20 protein-coding genes are annotated in these 20532 nt (G+C 54.7%); 12 read left to right on the top strand and 8 right to left on the bottom strand.

Annotation, left to right across the window (positions count from 1 at the left end; genetic code table 11):
- Nucleotides 1–63 precede the first annotated feature (63 nt).
- Both FFB58_RS09465 and FFB58_RS09470 read left to right on the top strand, forming a co-directional pair.
- Nucleotides 64–519 (top strand): DUF4385 domain-containing protein, encoded by a 456-nt coding sequence (locus FFB58_RS09465; protein WP_039029779.1) that lies wholly within the window; start codon nt 64–66, stop codon nt 517–519.
- A 152-nt stretch (nt 520–671) separates the two neighbouring features.
- On the top strand, nt 672–1979 hold the full coding sequence (locus tag FFB58_RS09470; protein WP_039029778.1) for an MFS transporter: 1308 nt from the start codon (nt 672–674) through the stop codon (nt 1977–1979).
- Here FFB58_RS09470 and FFB58_RS09475 read toward each other — a convergent pair.
- The 5 genes from FFB58_RS09475 to trxC form a co-directional block, all read right to left on the bottom strand.
- Nucleotides 1976–2311, bottom strand: a complete 336-nt coding sequence (locus FFB58_RS09475; RefSeq protein ID WP_171029952.1) for a YfiM family lipoprotein — start codon at nt 2309–2311, stop codon at nt 1976–1978. The genes FFB58_RS09470 and FFB58_RS09475 overlap by 4 nt on opposite strands.
- A 31-nt stretch (nt 2312–2342) precedes the next feature.
- Nucleotides 2343–3698, bottom strand: a complete 1356-nt coding sequence (pssA, locus tag FFB58_RS09480) for a CDP-diacylglycerol--serine O-phosphatidyltransferase (RefSeq protein WP_138369728.1) — start codon at nt 3696–3698, stop codon at nt 2343–2345.
- A gap of 110 nt (nt 3699–3808) precedes the next feature.
- Nucleotides 3809–6472, bottom strand: a complete 2664-nt coding sequence (pat, locus tag FFB58_RS09485; protein ID WP_138369729.1) for a protein lysine acetyltransferase — start codon at nt 6470–6472, stop codon at nt 3809–3811.
- Between the two features lie 35 nt (nt 6473–6507).
- Nucleotides 6508–7206, bottom strand: a complete 699-nt coding sequence (gene tapT, locus FFB58_RS09490) for a tRNA-uridine aminocarboxypropyltransferase (RefSeq protein WP_138369730.1) — start codon at nt 7204–7206, stop codon at nt 6508–6510.
- A 71-nt stretch (nt 7207–7277) separates the two neighbouring features.
- The gene (gene trxC, locus FFB58_RS09495; protein WP_039029774.1) at nt 7278–7697 is read right to left on the bottom strand and encodes a thioredoxin TrxC; all 420 of its coding nucleotides are present in this window, start codon (nt 7695–7697) and stop codon (nt 7278–7280) included.
- A 206-nt stretch (nt 7698–7903) separates the two neighbouring features.
- Here trxC and FFB58_RS09500 point away from each other — a divergent pair, with 206 nt between their 5' ends.
- Nucleotides 7904–9004, top strand: coding sequence for a tRNA/rRNA methyltransferase (locus FFB58_RS09500; protein ID WP_138369731.1), 1101 nt, complete (start codon nt 7904–7906; stop codon nt 9002–9004).
- 88 nt (nt 9005–9092) lie between these two features.
- Here the strand turns inward: FFB58_RS09500 and ung are convergent, their stop codons facing one another.
- Nucleotides 9093–9782 carry a uracil-DNA glycosylase gene (gene ung, locus FFB58_RS09505; RefSeq protein ID WP_138369732.1) on the bottom strand — a complete coding sequence of 230 codons (690 nt, stop codon included), beginning with the start codon at nt 9780–9782 and terminating at the stop codon, nt 9093–9095.
- Nucleotides 9783–10096: 314 nt separating this feature from the next.
- Here ung and grcA point away from each other — a divergent pair, with 314 nt between their 5' ends.
- Complete coding sequence (gene grcA / locus FFB58_RS09510) at nt 10097–10480, top strand: autonomous glycyl radical cofactor GrcA (protein ID WP_039029771.1); 384 nt, start codon at nt 10097–10099, stop codon at nt 10478–10480.
- Between the two features lie 49 nt (nt 10481–10529).
- Here grcA and srmB read toward each other — a convergent pair whose 3' ends face one another.
- Nucleotides 10530–11858, bottom strand: a complete 1329-nt coding sequence (gene srmB, locus FFB58_RS09515; protein WP_039029770.1) for an ATP-dependent RNA helicase SrmB — start codon at nt 11856–11858, stop codon at nt 10530–10532.
- 132 nt (nt 11859–11990) lie between these two features.
- On the opposite strand from srmB, the gene FFB58_RS09520 reads away from it, so the two are divergent.
- Nucleotides 11991–12728 (top strand): tRNA1(Val) (adenine(37)-N6)-methyltransferase, encoded by a 738-nt coding sequence (locus FFB58_RS09520; RefSeq protein WP_039029769.1) that lies wholly within the window; start codon nt 11991–11993, stop codon nt 12726–12728.
- On the opposite strand, the gene nadB is transcribed toward FFB58_RS09520, so the two are convergent.
- Nucleotides 12713–14332 (bottom strand): L-aspartate oxidase, encoded by a 1620-nt coding sequence (nadB, locus tag FFB58_RS09525; RefSeq protein WP_039029768.1) that lies wholly within the window; start codon nt 14330–14332, stop codon nt 12713–12715. The two genes, FFB58_RS09520 and nadB, sit on opposite strands and share 16 nt — an antisense overlap.
- A gap of 358 nt (nt 14333–14690) precedes the next feature.
- On the opposite strand from nadB, the gene rseD reads away from it, so the two are divergent.
- From rseD to lepB, 7 genes are all read left to right on the top strand, one after another.
- Nucleotides 14691–14759 carry a rpoE leader peptide RseD gene (rseD, locus tag FFB58_RS23065; protein WP_231313890.1) on the top strand — a complete coding sequence of 23 codons (69 nt, stop codon included), beginning with the start codon at nt 14691–14693 and terminating at the stop codon, nt 14757–14759.
- A complete protein-coding gene (gene rpoE, locus FFB58_RS09540) occupies nt 14756–15331 on the top strand; it encodes an RNA polymerase sigma factor RpoE (RefSeq protein ID WP_032613187.1) in 576 nt (191 codons plus the stop codon). The genes rseD and rpoE overlap by 4 nt, the downstream gene beginning before the upstream one ends.
- A 31-nt stretch (nt 15332–15362) precedes the next feature.
- Nucleotides 15363–16013: an anti-sigma-E factor RseA gene (gene rseA, locus FFB58_RS09545; protein WP_039029767.1), complete on the top strand. Its 651-nt coding sequence runs from the start codon at nt 15363–15365 to the stop codon at nt 16011–16013.
- The gene (gene rseB / locus FFB58_RS09550) at nt 16013–16966 is read left to right on the top strand and encodes a sigma-E factor regulatory protein RseB (protein WP_138369734.1); all 954 of its coding nucleotides are present in this window, start codon (nt 16013–16015) and stop codon (nt 16964–16966) included. Before rseA ends, rseB begins: the two co-directional genes overlap by 1 nt.
- A complete protein-coding gene (gene rseC, locus FFB58_RS09555; RefSeq protein ID WP_138369735.1) occupies nt 16963–17439 on the top strand; it encodes a SoxR-reducing system protein RseC in 477 nt (158 codons plus the stop codon). The genes rseB and rseC overlap by 4 nt, the downstream gene beginning before the upstream one ends.
- 183 nt (nt 17440–17622) lie before the next feature.
- On the top strand, nt 17623–19422 hold the full coding sequence (lepA, locus tag FFB58_RS09560; RefSeq protein ID WP_039029764.1) for a translation elongation factor 4: 1800 nt from the start codon (nt 17623–17625) through the stop codon (nt 19420–19422).
- A 16-nt stretch (nt 19423–19438) separates the two neighbouring features.
- Nucleotides 19439–20413, top strand: coding sequence for a signal peptidase I (gene lepB, locus FFB58_RS09565; RefSeq protein WP_138369736.1), 975 nt, complete (start codon nt 19439–19441; stop codon nt 20411–20413).
- Nucleotides 20414–20532: the final 119 nt, after the last annotated feature.

A 20532-nucleotide genomic window follows, 5' to 3' on the forward strand; every position in this document is an offset into this window, starting at 1 on the left:
GCGCAGGCAAACTCAACAATCTCTGGCTAAAATAATAAGATACGCACCGTCAGCGAGGTTATTTTGCCGAACCCACCATTTAACTACCAACAAGATTTCGCCAGTACAAACTTTCGTGACCACCCTGAGCTCTACCAGGTAGGGCGGGGAGAGCAGGGCGTTCTGCTGGTTGAACCTTACAAAAGTGAAATCCTGCCCCACTGGCGATACAAAAATGCTGAGGTTGCGACAAAATCTGCGCAGGAAATTTACGCGCTTTTTGAGCAGTACCGCCAGCAAGACGATTTCGTTGGTATGGATATGGCCAGAAAATTTATCCAGATGGGGTATACCCGCGCCAGACGCTACGCCAACCATAAAGGCGGAAAAAAGTACGATGATGAACGCAATGTTCGTCCCTTAGATCACGATCCTGTTAAAGCCGAAGCGGCAAAAGTGTTCAAAGGATGGTGGGATAAAATTCGTGCTGATGAAGATTATTTACAGAGAAAACAAGCGCATCAAAAAAAGTGGGGATGATGTTATGGCCTCCGGTATTGCCCGTTTTATGATGCGTCTCACAAAATCAAATGAAACATAATAGAAACATTTTTTTTACCTAACGTTAAATTTTAAATCTGGTTTTACTGGAATGGGTGCAATGGCCCGCAATGTAAGACAGGGGATTTAAAATGACAGAAACCGTAGCAAGTACAGATACGGATAGTAATAAAAGTGCAGACGGCGATACTCGCCGCAGGATTTGGGCAATCGTCGGCGCCTCTTCAGGCAATCTGGTTGAGTGGTTCGATTTTTACGTTTACTCGTTTTGCTCGCTCTATTTTGCCCATATCTTCTTCCCATCAGGCAACACCACTACCCAATTGCTGCAAACCGCAGGGGTTTTCGCGGCAGGCTTTCTGATGCGTCCGATTGGCGGCTGGCTGTTTGGCCGAATTGCCGATCGAAAAGGGCGAAAAACCTCCATGCTGATCTCCGTCTGCATGATGTGTTTTGGCTCACTGGTGATCGCCTGTCTGCCCGGCTATGAAACTATCGGCACATGGGCACCCGCATTACTGCTGTTGGCGCGTTTGTTCCAGGGGCTCTCCGTCGGGGGAGAATATGGTACAAGCGCGACATATATGAGTGAAGTCGCAGTGGAAGGGCGTAAAGGTTTTTATGCCTCCTTCCAGTACGTGACGCTGATAGGTGGCCAGTTGTTGGCTATCCTTGCCGTGGTGATCCTGCAACAGGTATTGAGTGATGAAGATCTCCGTGCCTGGGGATGGCGTATTCCCTTCGCGCTCGGCGCCGTGCTTGCTGTTGTGGCACTGTGGTTACGCCGTCAGCTGGAAGAAACGTCGCGAAAAGAGGTGAGGACGTTAAAAGAGGCGGGCTCATTTAAAGGCCTATGGCGTAACCGAAAGGCCTTTTTGATGGTGCTCGGCTTTACGGCTGGCGGCTCGCTCACCTTCTATACCTTCACCACCTATATGCAGAAGTATCTGGTCAACACCACAGGTATGCATGCGAACGTGGCGAGTATGGTTATGACGGTAGCGCTTTTTGTCTTTATGCTCATTCAGCCCATTATCGGCGCGCTGTCGGATAAGATTGGCCGTCGTAGCTCAATGCTGATTTTCGGCGGCTTGTCGGCGTTATGCACCGTGCCCATTCTGACCGCTCTCCAGCATGTTTCATCTCCTTATGCCGCTTTTGCACTGGTTATGGGCGCGTTGATTATTGCCAGTTTTTACACCTCTATCAGCGGTATTCTTAAGGCTGAGATGTTCCCGGCTCAGGTGCGTGCCCTGGGGGTTGGGTTGTCGTATGCGGTGGCTAACGCGCTCTTTGGCGGCTCGGCGGAATATGTCGCCCTGTCATTAAAATCGATGGGGAGTGAGACGATCTTTTTCTGGTACGTCACGCTAATGGGAGCGCTGGCCTTTATTGTCTCTTTGATGCTGCACCGAAAAGGCAAAGGTGTTCGTCTTTAGTGCTCGGCCAGTTGCCAGACGGCATAGCCGGTCGACGCACCGGCTATGTCCCACGCAAAATCTTTCCAGCTCCAGCCGCTTCCCTCCGGGCGGCTGTCCCAGAGCTCTTTTGATGCTCCCAGACTAACCGAAAACATCAGGCCGTAGACAGCGCTCCGGTCGCGGCTATACCCCTGACGTTGGGCATATTCATTTCCCGCAGCCGATAGCATCGCCGAGGCTAAAAAGTGTTGCGCCTTGTCCTGACCAGACCAGCTATCCTGAGCCATATGGCTGCATCCGCACAGAACCAGACAGCCTGTTAACAGGAAATAACGCACAACGACCTCCATAAAAAAGCCCCGTCAATGACAGGGCTGAAAATTACAGGATGCGGCTAATCAACCGGTCGATTCGAATACGACGTAAACGGCGAATAAGCTTACGTACTTTCACCGGATAGTCAGCGATACTTTGCAGATCGCGATAATGGTTAACCACCGTAGTGTGGGTCCGGATCAGTTCCAGCTCACGCTCGCGCGAAGCGGCCAGCTCCTGGCGTGGATCGTGGATCAAAATGGCATTTTCGAGATCCAGGCGCCAGGCACGTGGATTGAGGTTGTTACCGGTCAGCAGCATCCACTCATCGTCAACCCACATCCCTTTCAGGTGATAGCTGTTGTCTTCATCTTTCCACAGACGCACAACCAGCTGATCGGTATTCACATAATACTGCAGGCGGCTCAGGAAGCGGCGGAGGTTGATCTCATACAGATAAGGCAGGGCGCCGATGATCTTAAACGGCTGATCTTCCGGGATGAAGAAATCGTTCGCGGTTTTGTCGCCAACAATAATTTCCACTTTCTTACCGTCGCGTAACAGCTGAATGATATTTCTCACCAGCACGGCTGGCAGGTTGAAGTAAGGTGTGCAGATGGTCAGCTTATGCTCGGTGCATGGCATAAGATGGAAGATGGTTTTATTCAGCAGGCTGGATTTGCCCAGGCCCACCAGCGGGGTCACCGCAAGCTGTTCATTATCCGCATCACCCTGGAAATGGAACATGGCATCGCGCAGTTCCTGACGGAAAAGACGGATGTCGTTTTTGATCTCCGGGCTTTTTGGTCGGTTCGGATCGTCAAGACGATTTACGCCGCGGCCGTGTACCAGATTCTGATCCACCCACTCAAACATGACGTCAGCCATGCGGGCATTGCGCACCAGGTGATAACGATCGTAGCGGTATTTATCCAGCTGATGCAGGTAGACATCGTTCAGGCTCGCGCCGCTATACAGCACGCTGTCATCGATGATAAAGCCTTTGAAGTGGAGGACGCCAAGGGCTTCGCGGGTGTTAACCGGTACGCCATACACCGGCACGTCTACGCCCGGGTTTTCCTGCGCCATGCGACAGTACCAGTCGGCATTGGTGTTGGACGCAGCCGCGCCAATACGACCGCGCTGGGCGCGATGCCAGTCGACAAGAATGCGGACATCCAGTTCAGGACGCTGACGTTTGGCCTCGTAAACGGCGCGTAAAATCGCGCTGCCGCCCTCATCCTGTTCAAGGTATAGAGCAATAATGCAAATACGATGCGTTGCGCTGGCAATTTTTTCCAGTAGCGTCTCCCGAAAATCGGCGGGAGCATAAAAGAACTCTACATCATCAACTGACTGAGAAATCTTCGGTAGTTGAGCAAGGTGTTGTTGATGTTTATTACGCTTAAATTTTGACAACATCACAGTGCGTTTCTTCTCTGTTCATTGAAGGATTATATGTACTATGCAGACAACAGAAGCGGGCAATCATACCACCAGTGCCGTTTAAAGTGGTCAACATTTCCAGTACCTTACTCTTGTTTACCTGCTGGCATCAGCTGCAGGGTCAACCCGACGATCCCATCTTCAAGCTGAATATCAACCGCAAAGCCCAGTTTTCGCGCCAGGGCGATCATGCCGCGGTTGTTAGGCATAGTAATGCCGTTGAGGCGGATGAGTCCGTGATCGCGCGTATAGCCAATCAGCTTTTCGAGTAACCGTCTTCCCAGCCCGAGACCTTTCAGATCGGAGCGGACAAGCACCGCAAATTCCGCATCAACGTTATCCGGATCGGAGATGGCACGTGTAACGCCGAGGATCTCATCGCCCTCATCAGTGCGCCGGACGGCAACAAAAGCCATTTCCCGATCGTAGTCGATCTGCGTCATATTGGCTAAATCTTCATGGGTAAATTCATTGATTTCGCTAAAGTAGCGGTAGTACAAATCTTCTTTGGTGACCTGAGCGATAAAGCGCTGAAGCTGCGGTTCATCTTCCGGGAGAATAGGGCGGAACAGCGACAGCTCGCCATTTTTCATCTCTACCCACTCTTCCAGCTGATGCGGATAAGGTCGGATAGCAAGCCGGCTTTCGCGATCGCCGGTATAGGCCGCTACATCCATTGTGACATCCAGCGCCGTCAGTTCGCTGCCTGATACCAGTAAAGGGTGAATGTCCAGACGCTGGATCTCCGGGCTATCGACAATCAGGTTCGATACCTGCACCAGAAACTGGCTCAGGGCGGCGATATCCAGTGGTCGTAAGGCGCTGCGCCCGCGGATCTTTTTACTCTTGATGGCCTGGATCACCAGATAGCGCGCCAGGTTCATGTTCAGCGGCGGCAGGGCAACAACCGCCTGCTCTTCAGGACGCCACTCCACGCCCCCTTCGCCCAGCATGATCAGCGGCCCGAAAACCGGATCGTGCTCCACGACTACCCGCAACTCCTGCGCGCCCGCACGGTTGGCCATGCTTTGCACCAGCAGGCCGTGGATCCGCGCCTGAGGCCAGGTCATTTTGACGCGATCGATGATGGCGTCCGCCGCCTGCTGAACTTCCGCCGCGGTACGCAGATACAACATCACCCCCTGGACTTCGGACTTGTGCGGGATATCAGGTGAACGCAGTTTCAGGGCAACCGGATAACCGATTTGCTCGGCAATATGCACCGCTTCCGCACTGTCGCTGGCAATCCAGGTAGGCAGGGTATGCAGGCCATAGGCGGTGAGGATCGGCTGTACTTCATGGGTATCCAGCGAACGCGCGCCATCATCAATGGCACGTTGTAACAGGTCATGGGCATGACCCGTGTCGGCCGTCAGATTCCCCGGCAGGGCTGGCGTCTCCCGGAGCTGTTTCTGATTACGCCGGTATTCCACCATATGCATAAACGCGGTGATGGTGCCTTCCGGGGTACGGTAGGTGGGCAGTCCCGCCTCGCTGAAAAGACGTCGCGCCTCCTGGGACGAGAATTCGCCGCACCAGTTGGTCAGAAGCGAAACGTATTTTCCACGCGGATTCTTTTTCACGATATCAATCAGCGCACGGGCGCTTTCGCTACCCGGTGCCACGGCGCTAGGAGAGTGAATGACCATCAGGGCATCAAAATCCTGGCTATCCAGCAGAATATTCAGGGCGCTGAGATAGCGCTCGCTGCTGGCATCGTCGCGTAAGTCGAGCGGATTACCGGGTTCCACGCCGGGCGGCAACGCCTCACGCAGGCGCTGCAGGGTCTCTTCGCTGAGCGTGGCCAGCTTTCCGTTACGCAGCCAGAGTTCGTCCAGCGCCAGCGCTGCCGGTGCGGCACCGTTGCTGATGATCATCAGCCGTTCACCCCGAAGCGGACGCATATGGCTGAGCGTTTCGACCGCAGAAAAGAGTTCGTGGGTATCCTGAACGCGAAGCAGGCCGGCGCGCTGGATAGCGGCATCCCATGCCGGATCCATCCCGGAGTGGGAGTGCAACAGACGCTGGGCGGCAGGGCTGCGTCCGCTTTTGATCACCAGAATCGGTTTGTTGCGTGATGCGCTGCGGGCCGCGGAGACAAAGCGCCGCGCGTCGCTGAGATGTTCAAGATAGAGCAGGATAGCGCTGGTTTTGGTGTCCCGCGCCAGGAAATCCAGCAGCTCATCCACGTCAATATCCAGGCCATCGCCCAGCGCGATGAAGTAAGAAAAGCCCATCTCGCGCTGCTGCGCCCAGTCGAGGATGGTATTAGAGACCGCAGCCGACTGGGAAATGAAGGCCAGTTTGCCTTTACGTATTGGAACGGGAGAGAAGCTGGCATTCAGCCCCTGCCACGGTGCCAGCAGGCCCAGACTGTTTGGCCCCAGAAGCCGCATCTGATATCGCGTAGCGCAGGCCAACAGCTCCGCCTGCTGCTCTGGGGGCGAAGAGAGAATAATGCAGGTTTTACAGCCCTTTTTCCCCAGCGCTTCGAGCATCGCAATATTGCGTCTGGCATGGGTACAGAGCACCGCAAGATCGGGGATGAAGGGCAGGCTGTCCACGTCCGGCCAGGCAAGCACCCCCAGTACCGCTTTATACGCGGGAGTTACCGGCAGTATCGGGCCATTAAAGCCGCCAGCGAGCAGGTTACGCATCATCAGATAACCGGCGCGCTCGGGTTTCATCGACGCGCCAATTACGGCGATGGATTTAGGGCGGAGTAAGGCTTCTAGCCCGCGCTGGCTCATACAGATCTCCTGAAAGGGCGAGTGACCTGATGATTTTAAACGCTTTCCGGCTCGGCCGCTGTGATGCTTCCCTTATGAATGGTTTTTCCCGCCAGATAGCGTTCGCGAAAACGCGAGAAGTGATCGCCCAGCGCGCTCGCCGCCTGAACATCTCCCGCCAGATCCAGCAGGGCAATAGCCACTTCGGCAGTGCAGTACTGGCCTTCGGCATGGGCTTCACGCAGTCGATAAGCCGAGACGCGTGACAAATCGACGGAGATCACCGGCAGGGCGTCGAGATATGGGCTCTTGCGAAACATTTTGCGCGCCTCGGTCCAGGTGCCGTCCAGCATGATGAACAGCGGCGGTTTGCCGGAGGAGGGCTTAGTAATCACCTGGCGCGTCTCTCCGGCGTAAGAGGCCGGGAACACCACCATCGGTTGGTAATCGGGGCTGGCAACCAGATCGAGCAACGCCTGAGGCGGCTCGGTGCGTGACCACTGGAAGGCGGCGGTATTGGGTAAGATATCGGCGATGAGACGTCCGGTATTGCTGGGTTTCATCGGCTCGGTATCGAACATCACCAGGCAGAAACGGCTATCGGCATGGCTGGGAGTCAGGGTCGCGCACAGGCACTGCTTAAGCGGCAACAGGCAGCGCTGACAGCGACGAATGCGGTTACCACGGGCAAGAAAAGGGCGGGTCGCACGCGCCAGGCGTTCGGCGCGCAATTGCAGTACGGCGTTATCAGTCATGGGAGAGAGCGCAGAAAAAACGCCATTCTCGCAGAGGCGAGAGCGGGGCACAAGTTACGTGCCCCGGAATATCAGAGGGATTCGTTCAGCCAGCTGTCAAACGGGGCTTTTGGAACGGCGCCATTCAACATATCGACGACTTCACCATTTTTGAAAATCATGATGGTCGGAATACTGCGAATGCGGAAGCGGGCGCTTAGCTCGCGTTCGGCTTCGGTGTTCACTTTCACGAAACGCATTTTACCGCTACGCTCTTCAGCAACATCTTCAAAAATGGGCGCAAAGTTACGGCACGGGCCGCACCAGGGTGCCCAGAAGTCGACAACAACCGGCAGATCATCCTTCAGCAGTTTATCCATAGTTTCGCCGGTAGCATTAATCACGTCACCATCGAACAATTCATGACCGCAGCGTCCGCATTTTGCTCCATCATCAATTCGATCATCCGGAATGCGGTTAAGAGCCTGGCAGTTGGCACATACGGTATTCATAACTAACCTCAGGTAGAGCAGGGGGACAAAGCGGCAGGATGCCGGTTATGTTTCTAAGATGTTACATATTATCAACGACCCTGTTTGAAACGACAATGCGTTTTATTCAATGAGAACAATAGTCACAGGCTTTTATACGAAGTAATGGCTATGCGCGGGGACATCGGGTAATCTGCGCGCTTCGCGCAGCGCTGGTGGAGAAAAGCATGAACGACGAACTGAAAAACAAAAGCGGCAAGGTCAAAGTGATGTATGTCCGCAGTGATGATGACTCTGATAAACGCACCGAAAATCCGCGTACCGGAAAGGGTGGCGGGCGTCCAGGGCCATCTCGTGCAGACGGTGGCCGTCGCCCCGCCCGCGATGAGAGAAACAGCCGCGGTGATGACCGCAAACGCGACGATCGTAAACGTGACGACCGCAAGCGTGATGATTTCAAACGCGACGACTTTAACCGTGACGCCTCACCGTGGCGCACCGTTTCCCGCGCGCCGGGCGATGAGTCTAAGGCGCCTGTCGATTACGGCAGCATGGCCGATAAACCGGTTATCGATCCGGAAGTGATCCGCCGTCAGCGTGCGGAAGAGACTCGCGTCTATGGCGAAAACGCCTGTCAGGCCCTGTTCCAGAGCCGTCCTGATTGCATCGTGCGCGCCTGGTTTATCCAGAGCGTGACGCCGCGTTTCAAGGAAGCGCTGCGCTGGATGGCGGCCAACCGCAAAGCCTACCACGTGGTAGATGACGCAGAGATCACCAAAGCGTCCGGTACCGAGCACCACGGCGGTGTCTGCTTCCTGATCAAGAAACGTAACGGCACCACCGTTAAGCAGTGGGTCAGCCAGGCGGGCGAAGATGACTGCGTGCTGGCCCTGGAAGACGTAGGCAACCCGCATAACCTCGGTGCCATGATGCGCAGCTGCGCCCATTTCGGCGTCAAAGGCGTTCTGTTGCAGGATGCTGCTCTGCTGGAATCCGGCGCGGCAATTCGTACTGCGGAGGGTGGCGCGGAGCACGTTCAACCGATTACCGGCGACAGCGTTCTGGAAGCGATTGAGCAGTTCCGTAAAGCGGGTTACGCCATTGTGACCACCTCCAGCCACAAAGGCACTACGCCGCTGTTTAAAGCGACGCTGCCGCGTAAGATGGTGCTGGTACTGGGTCAGGAGCGTGATGGTCTGACTGACGCGGCACTCTCCAGCGCCGATCTGAGCGTTTCTATCGATGGCACCGGCAATGTTGAGAGCCTCAACGTATCCGTTGCGACCGGCGTTCTGCTGGCGGAGTGGTGGCGTCAGAACAAAGCGTAATTTCGCTTTATTCGTAGGCCCGGCAAGCGTAGCGCCGCCGGGCAATGCGCCGGGTGGCGGCTTCGCCTTCCCGGCCTACAACAACTTATTATTCGCTTTCAGCCGGTAATTCCGGCATCCAGTCAATCGGCTTTTCGCCCTGTTTTTCCAGCCACTCATTCGCCAGCACAAAATGATTGCAGCCAAAAAAGCCGCGATGCGCTGACAGCGGTGACGGGTGCGGCGCTTTCAGCACGTGGTGGCGCTGAGTATCAATAATCGCCCCCTTCTTCTGTGCGTGCGATCCCCAGAGTAAAAACACCACGCCTTCACAATGCTGGTTAATCAGGCTAATGACTTTATCGGTAAACGTCTCCCAACCGAGGCTGGCATGGGAATGGGCCTGCCCGGCGCGAACCGTCAATACGGTGTTAAGCAGCAGCACACCCTGACGCGCCCAGCTTTCCAGATAACCGTGAGCTGGTCGGGTAAAGCCGGGGATGGAGGCTTCGAGTTCTTTATACATGTTCAGCAGGGAAGGGGGAATGCCAACGCCCGGTCGCACAGAAAACGCCAGACCGTGTGCCTGACCCGGCCCGTGATAGGGGTCCTGCCCCAGGATCACCACTTTGACATCGGCGAGCTCGGTAAAACGAAAGGCGTTAAACACATCTTTCTGAGGCGGATAGATGGTGATGCCGTCCTGACGTTCGGCGGCAACCGTGTTCAGGGTATTAACGAAGTAAGGCTGTTTTTTTTCATCGGCCAGCACATCGTGCCAGGTTAAAGATGTTGTCATCTCGCTCTCCTGCGAATTTTCTCTCCCCCTAGCTTAACTGCTTATGCCGGGGGCGCAAAATTGACGGCGGAGAAAACGCTATCATGCTGAAAAATATTTAAAATTTACAAAATTATTTTAAATCAGGCTTGGGTGAAAATTGATATAAAACAATAATCTCCATCTATCACCCTTATGCTGGTGTGGTTTTTGTTGATTTATATCAAGGAATGGCGGGGGCTTGGCTGATATATATACACTCAAGCAACAATGGTTTTACCAATTGCCCTGACGAACAGGGCACACCCAATATTGTAGTCTAAGGGAGGCATCACATGATTACTGGTATCCAGATTACTAAAGCTGCAAACGACGACCTGCTGAACTCTTTCTGGCTGCTGGACAGCGAAAAAGGCGAAGCGCGCTGCGTATGCGCAAAAGCAGGCTTTGCTGAAGACGAAGTGGTTCAGGTTAACGCCCTGGGCGAAATCGAATATCGCGAAATCCCGATGGAAATCAAACCGGAAGTCCGCGTTGAAGGCGGTCAGCATCTGAACGTTAACGTGCTGCGTCGTGAAACGCTGGAAGATGCCGTTAAGCATCCGGAAAAATATCCGCAGCTGACCATCCGTGTTTCAGGCTATGCAGTACGTTTCAACTCACTGACTGCCGAACAGCAGCGTGACGTTATTGCCCGTACCTTTACCGCCAGCCTGTAATCCTTGCCAGCGTAAAAATAAAAAAGCCGGGTTTTAACCCGGCTTTTCTTTACTCTTCTTTCTGTGTGGCTGGCGCGCTGCCAGCAGGCTTACGACGCTTGCCCACGTTTTTGGTATCACGGTGGCGCTGCTTCACGCGCGGTTTCTCTTTTTCTTTCGCCTTTTTCTCGGCGCGTTTCGCGAGCACTTTCTTGGACGGTTTACCCGTCATTTTTTCGCTTGGCGCACGGGTGCTCGGACGCAGTTCGTCGATCACGCGGGCTTTCAGCGGCTCGTCAACGTAGCGACCAATTTTCTGCAGCAGCAGGTGGTCATGCGCCTCGACCAGCGAAATGGCGGTACCTTTACGACCGGCACGACCTGTACGGCCGATACGGTGCAGATAGGTGTCCGCAGTGCGCGGCAGATCGAAGTTGAAGACGTGGCTGACATCGGGGATATCGATACCGCGCGCCGCGACGTCGGTCGCCACCAGCACGTTCACGCGGCCATCGGTCAGACGTTTGATGGCTTCGTTACGCTTAATCTGCACCATCTCACCTTCGAGATAGCAGTTATTGATACCCGCTTCACGCAGCCAGGTCGCCAGCTCGTGCACACGCTCACGCTTGCGTACAAAGACGATAGAACGCGTGGCTTCCGGCTGTTTCAGCAGGTGGATCAGCAGCGCTGTTTTATGCTCAATGTCATCGGCACGGTAGTACCACTGATGGATCTTTTTGCGTTCGCGCGTGGACGGAGTAGCAGACACCTCAACCGGATCTTCCAGCAGACGCTCGGCAAAATCTTTAATCGCATCGCCTTCCAGCGTCGCGGAGAAGAGCATGGTCTGCTTGCGCCAGCGGGTTTCACCGGCGATGTGCTCAATATCCTGCGCAAAGCCCATATCCAGCATACGATCGGCTTCGTCAAGGATCAGCGTTTCGACCGCACGGCAGTCGAAGTTCTCTTCTTTAATGTATTGCAGCAGACGCCCGGTCGTCGCGACGACGATATCCTGGTTCTCACTGAACACTTCGGCGTGGTTCATATAGGCCACGCCGCCGGTAATGGTTGCGATATCCAGGTGGGTGTTCTTCGCCAGCTCACGCGCGTGATCGGCAACCTGCATCGCCAGTTCACGGGTCGGGGTGAGGATCAGAATACGCGGCGGACCTGATTTCTTACGCGGAAAATCCAGCAGATGCTGCAACGCAGGCAGCAAATAGGCTGCCGTTTTACCCGTGCCGGTTGGCGCTGAACCGAGCACGTCACGGCCCTCCAGTGCAGGCGGAATAGCCGCTTCCTGAATAGCGGTCGGGCGTGTAAAGCCTTTTTCCTGGAGCGCGTCCAGAAGGCTTTCGTCGAGTTCAAGTTCGGAAAATGTCGTTACAGTCATGTTCTACCTCTGTGTGGGGCGCTGATTATAGACGTTACGGCTGCAATCTTCATCTGTTTGTGTGGATATCCCTTTTCCGTCGTTGCGCTTTCACCTATGCTACACCCGTTTCATTTTGAAGGTTGCTCTGACATGTCTCAACTCAAAGCGCAGCTGCGCCGCGATGGTTTTACTTTTAAGCAGTTTTTTGTCGCCCACGATCGTTGTGCAATGAAAGTCGGCACTGATGGCATCTTACTGGGGGCATGGGCACCGGTAGCAGGCGTTAAACGTATCCTTGATATTGGCAGCGGCAGCGGACTGCTGGCCCTGATGCTGGCGCAGCGCACCGAGCAGGCGGTCACCCTTGATGCGGTGGAGCTGGATCCGCAGGCCGCTGAGCAGGCAGCCGAAAACGTGGCGGAATCCCCCTGGGCTTCGCGCGTATCACTTCATTGTGCGGATGTTCTAACCTGGGCGCCAGAGCAAACGGCCCGCTATGACTTAATTGTCAGCAATCCTCCTTATTATGAACCTGGCGTCGGGTGCGCCACTCCCGAGCGAGAGCAGGCGCGGTATACCGGTTCGCTCGATCATAGCGCGCTGTTAGCCTGTGCCGCCGGGTTGATCTCCGAAGAGGGATTTTTCTGCGTGGTGTTACCGGAGAGTGCGGGCAGCGCATTTATTGCCAGTGCGCTGGAGATGGGCTGGTTTTTACGCCTGCGCACCGATATCGCGGAGACCGACGGCAGGCTGCCGCACCGGGTACTGCTGGCGCTGTCGCCGAAAGAGGGGGAGTGCTTCAGCGACAGGCTGGTGATCCGCGGGCCGGATCAGCGTTATTCCGATGACTACACGGCGCTGACCCACCCCTTCTATTTATTTATGTGAGCCAGCGGTGAGAGCACGGACGGCCCGGAGTGTTCAAGTTGCTCCGGGTAATCGAGCGTATAATGCAACCCGCGGCTCTCTTTACGCATCATTGCGCAGCGCACAATCAGCTCCGCCACCTGCACCAGGTTACGTAATTCCAGCAAATTATTGGATACGCGGAAGTGCGCGTAATACTCGTCAATTTCCTGCTGGAGCATGGTAATGCGGCGCAGGGCGCGTTCCAGACGTTTAGTCGTGCGCACAATCCCGACGTAATCCCACATAAAGAGTCGCAGCTCGTGCCAGTTGTGCTGGATCACCACCAGTTCATCCGGATTTTCCACGCGGCTTTCATCCCAGTCAGGCAGGTTTTCCGCCTGGCGGGCGTAAGGCATACGTTTTGCGATATCTTCCGCCGCCGACCAGCCGTACACAAGGCACTCCAGAAGGGAGTTTGAGGCCATACGGTTTGCGCCATGCAGGCCGGTGTAACTGACTTCGCCGATAGCATATAGCCCGTCGACATCGGTCCGGCCATGATCGTCAACCATCACGCCGCCGCAGGTATAGTGCGCCGCAGGCACCACAGGCATTGGCTCTTTGGTAATGTCGATGCCGAGTCCCAGCAGTTTTTCATAGATGGTCGGGAAGTGCTGACGCACAAAATCTGCGGGCTTGTGGCTGATATCCAGATACATGCAGTCCACGCCGAGGCGCTTCATCTCATGGTCGATGGCGCGGGCCACGACATCGCGCGGAGCCAGCTCGCCGCGCTCGTCGAAGTCCAGCATAAAGCGCGTGCCGTCCGGGCGTTTTAAGTGTGCGCCTTCACCGCGTAACGCTTCGGTCAGTAAAAAGTTGCGTGCCTGCGGATGGAAGAGAGCAGTGGGATGGAACTGGTTGAATTCCAGATTGGCAACCCGACAGCCCGCGCGCCAGGCCATGGCAATGCCGTCGCCTGACGAAATATCCGGGTTCGTGGTGTACTGATACACCTTAGAGGCACCGCCGGTCGCCAGTACGACCGATTTTGCCCGGCAGGTTTCTACCTTCTCTTTATTACGGTTCCAGACCCAGGCACCCACGACACGCCGTGTGCCCGGCAGGCCGATCTTATCGGAGATGATTAAATCCACCGCATTGCTGCGTTCCAGTACCTGGATGTTTGGATGGTTTAACGCCTGGCTGACGAGCGTTGTTTCGACTTCCTTACCGGTGGCATCGGCAGCATGCAGGATCCGGCGGTGGCTGTGCCCGCCCTCACGCGTCAGGTGATAACTCTCTTCCCCGTTCGGCTGCACGTGGGTATCAAACAGCACGCCCTGATCGATGAGCCACTGCACGCAGTGTCGGGCATTGCTGGCGACAAACTCTGCCGCGTGTCTGTCCACAATACCGCCGCCAGCAATCAGGGTATCTTCCACATGGGAGTCAATGCTGTCAGTTTCATCAAACACCGCGGCAATTCCGCCCTGGGCATAGAAGGTAGAGCCTTCGCTGACAGGCCCTTTGCTGAGGACAATCACTTTCTGGTGTGGGGCGAGTCGCAGCGCCAGTGAAAGGCCGGCGGCGCCGCTGCCGATAATCAGTACGTCACAGGAGAGTTCGGAAATTGCGTTCATGATGTTTGTTTAATTTACTAAACAGTGTTTGGTCAGCATAGCACCTGAATGCGATGAATCGCACGTATTTTTTTAAGGTTGGTTGCAATGGCTAAACAGCGGTCGGGAAGAGATGCGCGATAAAAAGTGCGAAAATATTTTGCGAAGCAGATCGTTAGCTTCAGATTTTGTGGTGAAATAAAGCCCGTCTTGCGTTACCCTGCAAGCGGGAAAATACCATTTCTTATCAGAAACTGGGTGCGTATCGTTATCAGACTTATAATGATAGAAAATGAACGGTCTGCGACGTGATTAACAAAAACAAAGGCGTGACGGAACTATTTGAAAAAAAGACCCTCAAAGCAACTGCTTGCTCACAGTGCAGTGTTTGGAGTGGCGTTTCGATAACGCGTGGATTTTAGGTTTGGGGAGACATTACCTCGGATGAGCGAGCAGTTAACGGACCAGATTCTGGTTGAACGGGTCCAGAAGGGAGATCAGAAAGCCTTTAACCTACTGGTGGTGCGCTACCAGCATAAGGTGGCGAGTCTGGTGTCCCGCTATGTACCGTCAGGAGATGTTCCTGATGTGGTGCAAGAGTCTTTCATTAAGGCCTATCGCGCGCTGGAATCTTTCCGGGGAGATAGTGCTTTTTATACCTGGCTGTACCGTATTGCCGTCAATACGGCGAAGAACTACCTCGTCGCTCAGGGCCGCCGTCCGCCTTCAAGCGATGTAGACGCCATCGACGCAGAGAATTTTGAAAGCGGCGGTGCGTTGAAAGAAATTTCGAACCCTGAGAACTTAATGTTGTCAGAAGAACTGAGACAAATAGTTTTTCGCACCATCGAGTCGCTCCCGGAAGATTTACGCATGGCAATTACGTTGCGGGAGTTAGATGGCCTGAGCTATGAAGAGATAGCCGCTATCATGGATTGCCCGGTCGGTACGGTTCGCTCACGGATATTTCGTGCGCGTGAAGCTATTGATAATAAAGTTCAACCGCTTATCAGGCGTTGACGATAGCGGGATACTGGAAAAGGTATTAGGCATGCAGAAAGAACAACTTTCCGCTTTGATGGATGGTGAAACGCTGGACAGTGAGATGCTCAATGAGCTCTCTCGCTCTCCTGAGATGCAAAAAACCTGGGAGAGTTATCATCTCATTCGCGATACCCTGCGCGGCGATACCAGCGATGTCCTCCATTTTGATATCTCAGCTCGCGTAATGGCTGCCATTGAGAACGAACCTGTTTCTCAGGCCACTCCGCTGATCCCTGAAGCCCAACCTGCACCGCACCTGTGGCAGAAGATGCCGTTCTGGAACAAAGTGCGTCCCTGGGCGAGTCAACTGACTCAAATGGGAGTGGCTGCTTGCGTATCGCTTGCAGTTATTGTTGGTGTCCAGCACTATAACACTCAATCTGAAGTGAGCCAGCAACCAGAAGCGCCAGTGTTCAACACACTGCCGATGATGGGCAAAGCCAGCCCGGTAAGCCTGGGCATTCCTTCTGATGCATCGGCAGGTGCCGGTCAGCAGCAGCAGGTACAGGAGCAGCGCCGTCGCATTAATGCGATGTTGCAGGACTATGAATTGCAGCGTCGCCTGCATTCCGAGCAGCTTCAGTTTGAACAGGCGCAAACGCAGCAGGCTGCTGTGCAAGTGCCAGGAAACCAAACTTTAGGAACGCAATCGCAGTAATGAAGCAACTTTGGTGCGCCATGTCTCTGATGGCGGGTAGCCTGTTGTTCACTGTCAACGCCTCGGCTGATGTATCGTCCGGGGCGTTGTTGCAGCAAATGAACCAGGCCAGCCAGTCACTCAACTACGAGCTGTCTTTTATCAGTATCAATAAGCAAGGTGTAGAGTCGTTACGCTATCGCCATGCCCGTCTTGATAAACAGCCGCTTGCCCAGCTTTTGCAGATGGATGGTCCGCGCCGCGAAGTCGTGCAGCGAGGCAATGAAATCAGCTATTTTGAGCCGGGTCTTGAGCCCTTTACGCTGAACGGCGATTACATCGTTGATTCGCTGCCTTCGCTTATCTATACCGACTTCAAGCGTCTGTCTCCTTACTACGACTTTATTTCCGTAGGACGTACCCGTATCGCCGACCGGCTCTGCGAGGTTCTGCGTGTGGTCGCAAGAGACGGAACGCGTTACAGCTATATCGTCTGGATGGATGCAGAGACCAAATTGCCAATGCGGGTCGATCTGCTGGATCGCGATGGCGAGACCTTGGAGCAGTTCCGGGTGATCTCCTTCACCATTGATGATCAGGTCGGGAACAGCATGCAGAATCTGGCAAAAGCCAATCTGCCGCCGCTGCTCTCCGTGCCGGTGGGGGATACCATCAACTTTAACTGGGCACCAAACTGGATCCCTCAGGGCTTCAGCGAAGTTTCCAGTAGCCGACGCCAGCTGCCGACCATTGATACCCCCGTTGAATCCCGTCTTTACTCCGACGGATTGTTCAGCTTCTCGGTGAACATCAACCGGGCAACCCCGGTCAGCGCCGATCAGATGCTGCGCACCGGGCGTCGCACCGTCAGTACCACGGTACGCGATAACGCAGAGATCACCGTTGTAGGTGAGCTACCGCCGCAAACGGCTAAGCGTATCGCCGACAGTATTAAATTCAGGGCTGCACAATGATCAAAGAGTGGGCAACTGTCGTTTCATGGCAGAAGGGCGTCGCGCTGGTCAGCTGTGATGTTAAAGCATCCTGTAACAGCTGCGCTTCTCGCGTCGGTTGCGGCAGTCGGGTGCTGAACAAACTCGGGCCGCAGACCTCACACACCATCAGCGTCCCCAGCGCAGAACCGCTGGTCGAAGGCCAGAAAGTCGAATTAGGGATCGCCGAAGGCAGCCTGCTTGGCTCGGCCATGCTGGTGTATCTCTCGCCGCTGGTGGGACTGTTTGCCCTGGGCGGTCTGTTCCAGGTGCTGTTTGCGACCGATCTGGCCGCCATGTGTGGCGCAGCGCTGGGCGGGGTAGGTGGCTTCTTACTGGCCCGCGGCTTCTCTTCAAGGCTCGCGGTGCGTGAAGAGTGGCAGCCCGTTATTCTCAGCGTCGGATTGCCACCCGATGAACTTCGCGTCGAAACGCTCTCTTCAGAAGCCCGGTGATGTACCGGGCTTTGTTTTATTTACATCTCATAAAAGAAAACGCCGGATCTTCGCGCTAAGCTTGCTGGAAGAGCATTTCCTGGTGAAGGAGATGTAGTGTAGAATGCTGCGTTTTCGCACTGAAAAACGTCAGGCTAAGAACAGCGGCCTCCAGGAATTCGTAAGGCATAATTATTTAACTATATGAAGAACATACGTAACTTTTCGATCATTGCTCACATTGACCACGGTAAGTCGACGCTGTCTGACCGTATTATCCAGATTTGCGGTGGCCTGTCTGATCGTGAAATGGCAGCCCAGGTTCTGGACTCCATGGACCTGGAACGCGAACGCGGTATTACCATTAAAGCGCAGAGCGTTACGCTCGACTATAAAGCGTCTGACGGTGAAACCTACCAACTCAACTTTATCGATACCCCAGGCCACGTTGACTTCTCTTATGAAGTTTCCCGTTCGCTGGCGGCCTGTGAAGGCGCGCTGCTGGTAGTTGATGCCGGTCAGGGCGTAGAAGCCCAGACCCTGGCGAACTGCTATACCGCGATGGAAATGGATCTCGAAGTGGTGCCGGTTCTGAACAAAATCGACCTGCCAGCTGCCGATCCTGAGCGCGTAGCGGAAGAGATTGAAGATATCGTCGGCATCGACGCGACCGATGCCGTGCGCTGCTCGGCTAAAACCGGCGTGGGCGTAACCGATGTGCTGGAACGTCTGGTACGTGACATCCCGGCACCGGAAGGCGACGCTGATGCTCCGCTGCAGGCGCTGATTATCGACTCCTGGTTCGATAACTATCTCGGCGTTGTCTCGCTGGTGCGTATTAAAAACGGCACCATGCGTAAAGGCGACAAGATCAAAGTGATGAGCACCGGACAGGTCTATAACGCTGACCGTCTGGGTATCTTCACGCCAAAACAGGTTGACCGTACCGAGCTGAAATGCGGCGAGGTAGGCTGGCTGGTTTGTGCGATCAAAGACATCCTCGGTGCGCCAGTGGGCGATACCCTGACCGGTGCCCGTAACCCGGCAGATAAAGCGCTGCCAGGCTTCAAAAAGGTGAAACCGCAGGTTTATGCGGGCCTGTTCCCGGTAAGCTCTGATGATTACGAGAACTTCCGTGACGCGCTCGGCAAACTGAGCCTGAACGATGCATCTCTGTTCTACGAGCCAGAAAGCTCGACGGCGCTGGGCTTCGGCTTCCGCTGCGGCTTCCTCGGCCTGCTGCACATGGAGATCATCCAGGAGCGTCTGGAGCGTGAATACGATCTGGATCTGATCACCACGGCCCCAACGGTAGTCTACGAAGTAGAGACCACCTCCAAAGAGGTTATCTACGTCGACAGCCCGTCCAAGCTGCCGCCGCTGAACAACATTCATGAGCTGCGCGAGCCAATCGCGGAGTGTCATATGCTGCTGCCGCAGGAGTTCCTCGGTAACGTCATCACGCTGTGTATCGAAAAACGTGGCGTGCAGACCAACATGGTCTACCACGGTAACCAGGTGGCTCTGACCTATGAAATCCCGATGGCGGAAGTGGTGCTCGACTTCTTCGATCGTCTGAAGTCTACCTCCCGCGGTTATGCGTCGCTGGATTACAACTTCAAGCGCTTCCAGGCCTCTAACATGGTGCGTGTGGACGTGCTGATTAACAGCGAGCGTGTTGATGCGCTGGCGCTGATCACCCACAACGACAATGCCCCGTATCGCGGTCGTGAACTGGTCGAGAAGATGAAAGAGCTCATCCCTCGCCAGCAGTTCGACATCGCGATTCAGGCGGCCATTGGTAACCACATCATTGCCCGTTCTACGGTGAAACAGTTGCGTAAAAACGTTCTGGCAAAATGCTATGGCGGTGACGTGAGCCGTAAGAAAAAGCTGCTCCAGAAGCAGAAAGAAGGTAAGAAACGCATGAAGCAGGTCGGTAACGTTGAGCTGCCGCAGGAAGCGTTCCTCGCCATTCTGCACGTGGGTAAAGACGGAAAATAATCCTTAAGGAGTTGGCATGGCGAACATGTTTGCCCTGATCCTGGTGATTGCCACCCTGGTGACGGGGCTGTTGTGGTGTCTGGATAAGTTTATTTTTGCGCCGAAACGTCGCGAACGTCAGGCCGTTGCACAGGCGGCCACGGGCGATCAATTGGATGCGAAAACCCTGAAGAAAGTCAGCCCTAAGCCGGGCTGGCTGGAAACGGGCGCTTCGGTCTTTCCGGTGCTGGCCATTGTGCTGGTGGTGCGTTCGTTTATCTATGAACCTTTCCAGATCCCATCCGGTTCGATGATGCCAACGCTGCTGATCGGGGATTTTATTCTGGTAGAGAAGTTTGCTTACGGCATCAAAGATCCGATCTACCAGAAAACGCTGATCGAAACCGGTCATCCGAAACGCGGCGATATCGTGGTGTTTAAATATCCGGACGATCCGCGTCTGGATTACATCAAACGTACCGTTGGCGTACCGGGTGACAAGGTGACCTATAATCCGGTTTCCAAAGAGGTGACGGTTCAGCCTGGCTGCAGTTCCGGTACCGCGTGCGGCAGCGCATTACCGGTGACCTATTCCGGCGTTGAGCCAAGCGACTTCGTACAGACGTTTGCCCGTCGTAACGGCGGCGAAGCAACCAGCGGCTTCTTCCAGCTGCCGAAAGGCGAAACCAAAGAGAACGGTATTCGTCTGAACGAGCGTAAAGAGACCCTGGGCGATGTCACGCACCGTATCCTGACCGTCTCCATCGCTCAGGATCAGCTGGGTATGTACTATCAGCAGCAGGGGCAGCAGCTGGCGACCTGGATCGTACCGCCGGGACATTACTTCATGATGGGTGATAACCGCGATAACAGCGCGGACAGCCGTTACTGGGGCTTTGTGCCGGAAGCGAACCTGGTGGGTAAAGCGACCACAATCTGGATGAGCTTTGAGAAGCAGGAAGGCGAATGGCCAACCGGCGTACGGTTAAATCGTATCGGCGGTATCCATTAATACCTGATAAATGAATACGTAGCCTCTTTAATTAGAGGCTACGTGAATTATTTAACTGATAAATCTCTTCAGACTAACGACAACCCCTGTCGTTGCGTATAGAATATTCCCCCGAAGTT

It is taken from the genome of Enterobacter sp. MF024 (assembly GCF_005843915.1).
Classification (GTDB): domain Bacteria; phylum Pseudomonadota; class Gammaproteobacteria; order Enterobacterales; family Enterobacteriaceae; genus Enterobacter; species Enterobacter barmai.

What these genes read in the sequence shown, in the direction of transcription:
- nadB (WP_039029768.1), bottom strand. Translation starts at nt 14,332, where the DNA reads ATGAACGCAATTTCCGAACTCTCCTGTGACGTACTGATTATCGGCAGC.
- trxC (WP_039029774.1), bottom strand. Translation starts at nt 7,697, where the DNA reads ATGAATACCGTATGTGCCAACTGCCAGGCTCTTAACCGCATTCCGGAT.
- lepB (WP_138369736.1), top strand. Translation starts at nt 19,439, where the DNA reads ATGGCGAACATGTTTGCCCTGATCCTGGTGATTGCCACCCTGGTGACG.
- FFB58_RS09520 (WP_039029769.1), top strand. Translation starts at nt 11,991, where the DNA reads ATGTCTCAACTCAAAGCGCAGCTGCGCCGCGATGGTTTTACTTTTAAG.
- ung (WP_138369732.1), bottom strand. Translation starts at nt 9,782, where the DNA reads ATGACAACATCTTTAACCTGGCACGATGTGCTGGCCGATGAAAAAAAA.
- grcA (WP_039029771.1), top strand. Translation starts at nt 10,097, where the DNA reads ATGATTACTGGTATCCAGATTACTAAAGCTGCAAACGACGACCTGCTG.
- FFB58_RS09500 (WP_138369731.1), top strand. Translation starts at nt 7,904, where the DNA reads ATGAACGACGAACTGAAAAACAAAAGCGGCAAGGTCAAAGTGATGTAT.
- rseA (WP_039029767.1), top strand. Translation starts at nt 15,363, where the DNA reads ATGCAGAAAGAACAACTTTCCGCTTTGATGGATGGTGAAACGCTGGAC.
- lepA (WP_039029764.1), top strand. Translation starts at nt 17,623, where the DNA reads ATGAAGAACATACGTAACTTTTCGATCATTGCTCACATTGACCACGGT.
- pssA (WP_138369728.1), bottom strand. Translation starts at nt 3,698, where the DNA reads ATGTTGTCAAAATTTAAGCGTAATAAACATCAACAACACCTTGCTCAA.
- srmB (WP_039029770.1), bottom strand. Translation starts at nt 11,858, where the DNA reads ATGACTGTAACGACATTTTCCGAACTTGAACTCGACGAAAGCCTTCTG.
- rseC (WP_138369735.1), top strand. Translation starts at nt 16,963, where the DNA reads ATGATCAAAGAGTGGGCAACTGTCGTTTCATGGCAGAAGGGCGTCGCG.
- FFB58_RS09470 (WP_039029778.1), top strand. Translation starts at nt 672, where the DNA reads ATGACAGAAACCGTAGCAAGTACAGATACGGATAGTAATAAAAGTGCA.
- rseB (WP_138369734.1), top strand. Translation starts at nt 16,013, where the DNA reads ATGAAGCAACTTTGGTGCGCCATGTCTCTGATGGCGGGTAGCCTGTTG.
- FFB58_RS09475 (WP_171029952.1), bottom strand. Translation starts at nt 2,311, where the DNA reads ATGGAGGTCGTTGTGCGTTATTTCCTGTTAACAGGCTGTCTGGTTCTG.
- tapT (WP_138369730.1), bottom strand. Translation starts at nt 7,206, where the DNA reads ATGACTGATAACGCCGTACTGCAATTGCGCGCCGAACGCCTGGCGCGT.
- pat (WP_138369729.1), bottom strand. Translation starts at nt 6,472, where the DNA reads ATGAGCCAGCGCGGGCTAGAAGCCTTACTCCGCCCTAAATCCATCGCC.
- rpoE (WP_032613187.1), top strand. Translation starts at nt 14,756, where the DNA reads ATGAGCGAGCAGTTAACGGACCAGATTCTGGTTGAACGGGTCCAGAAG.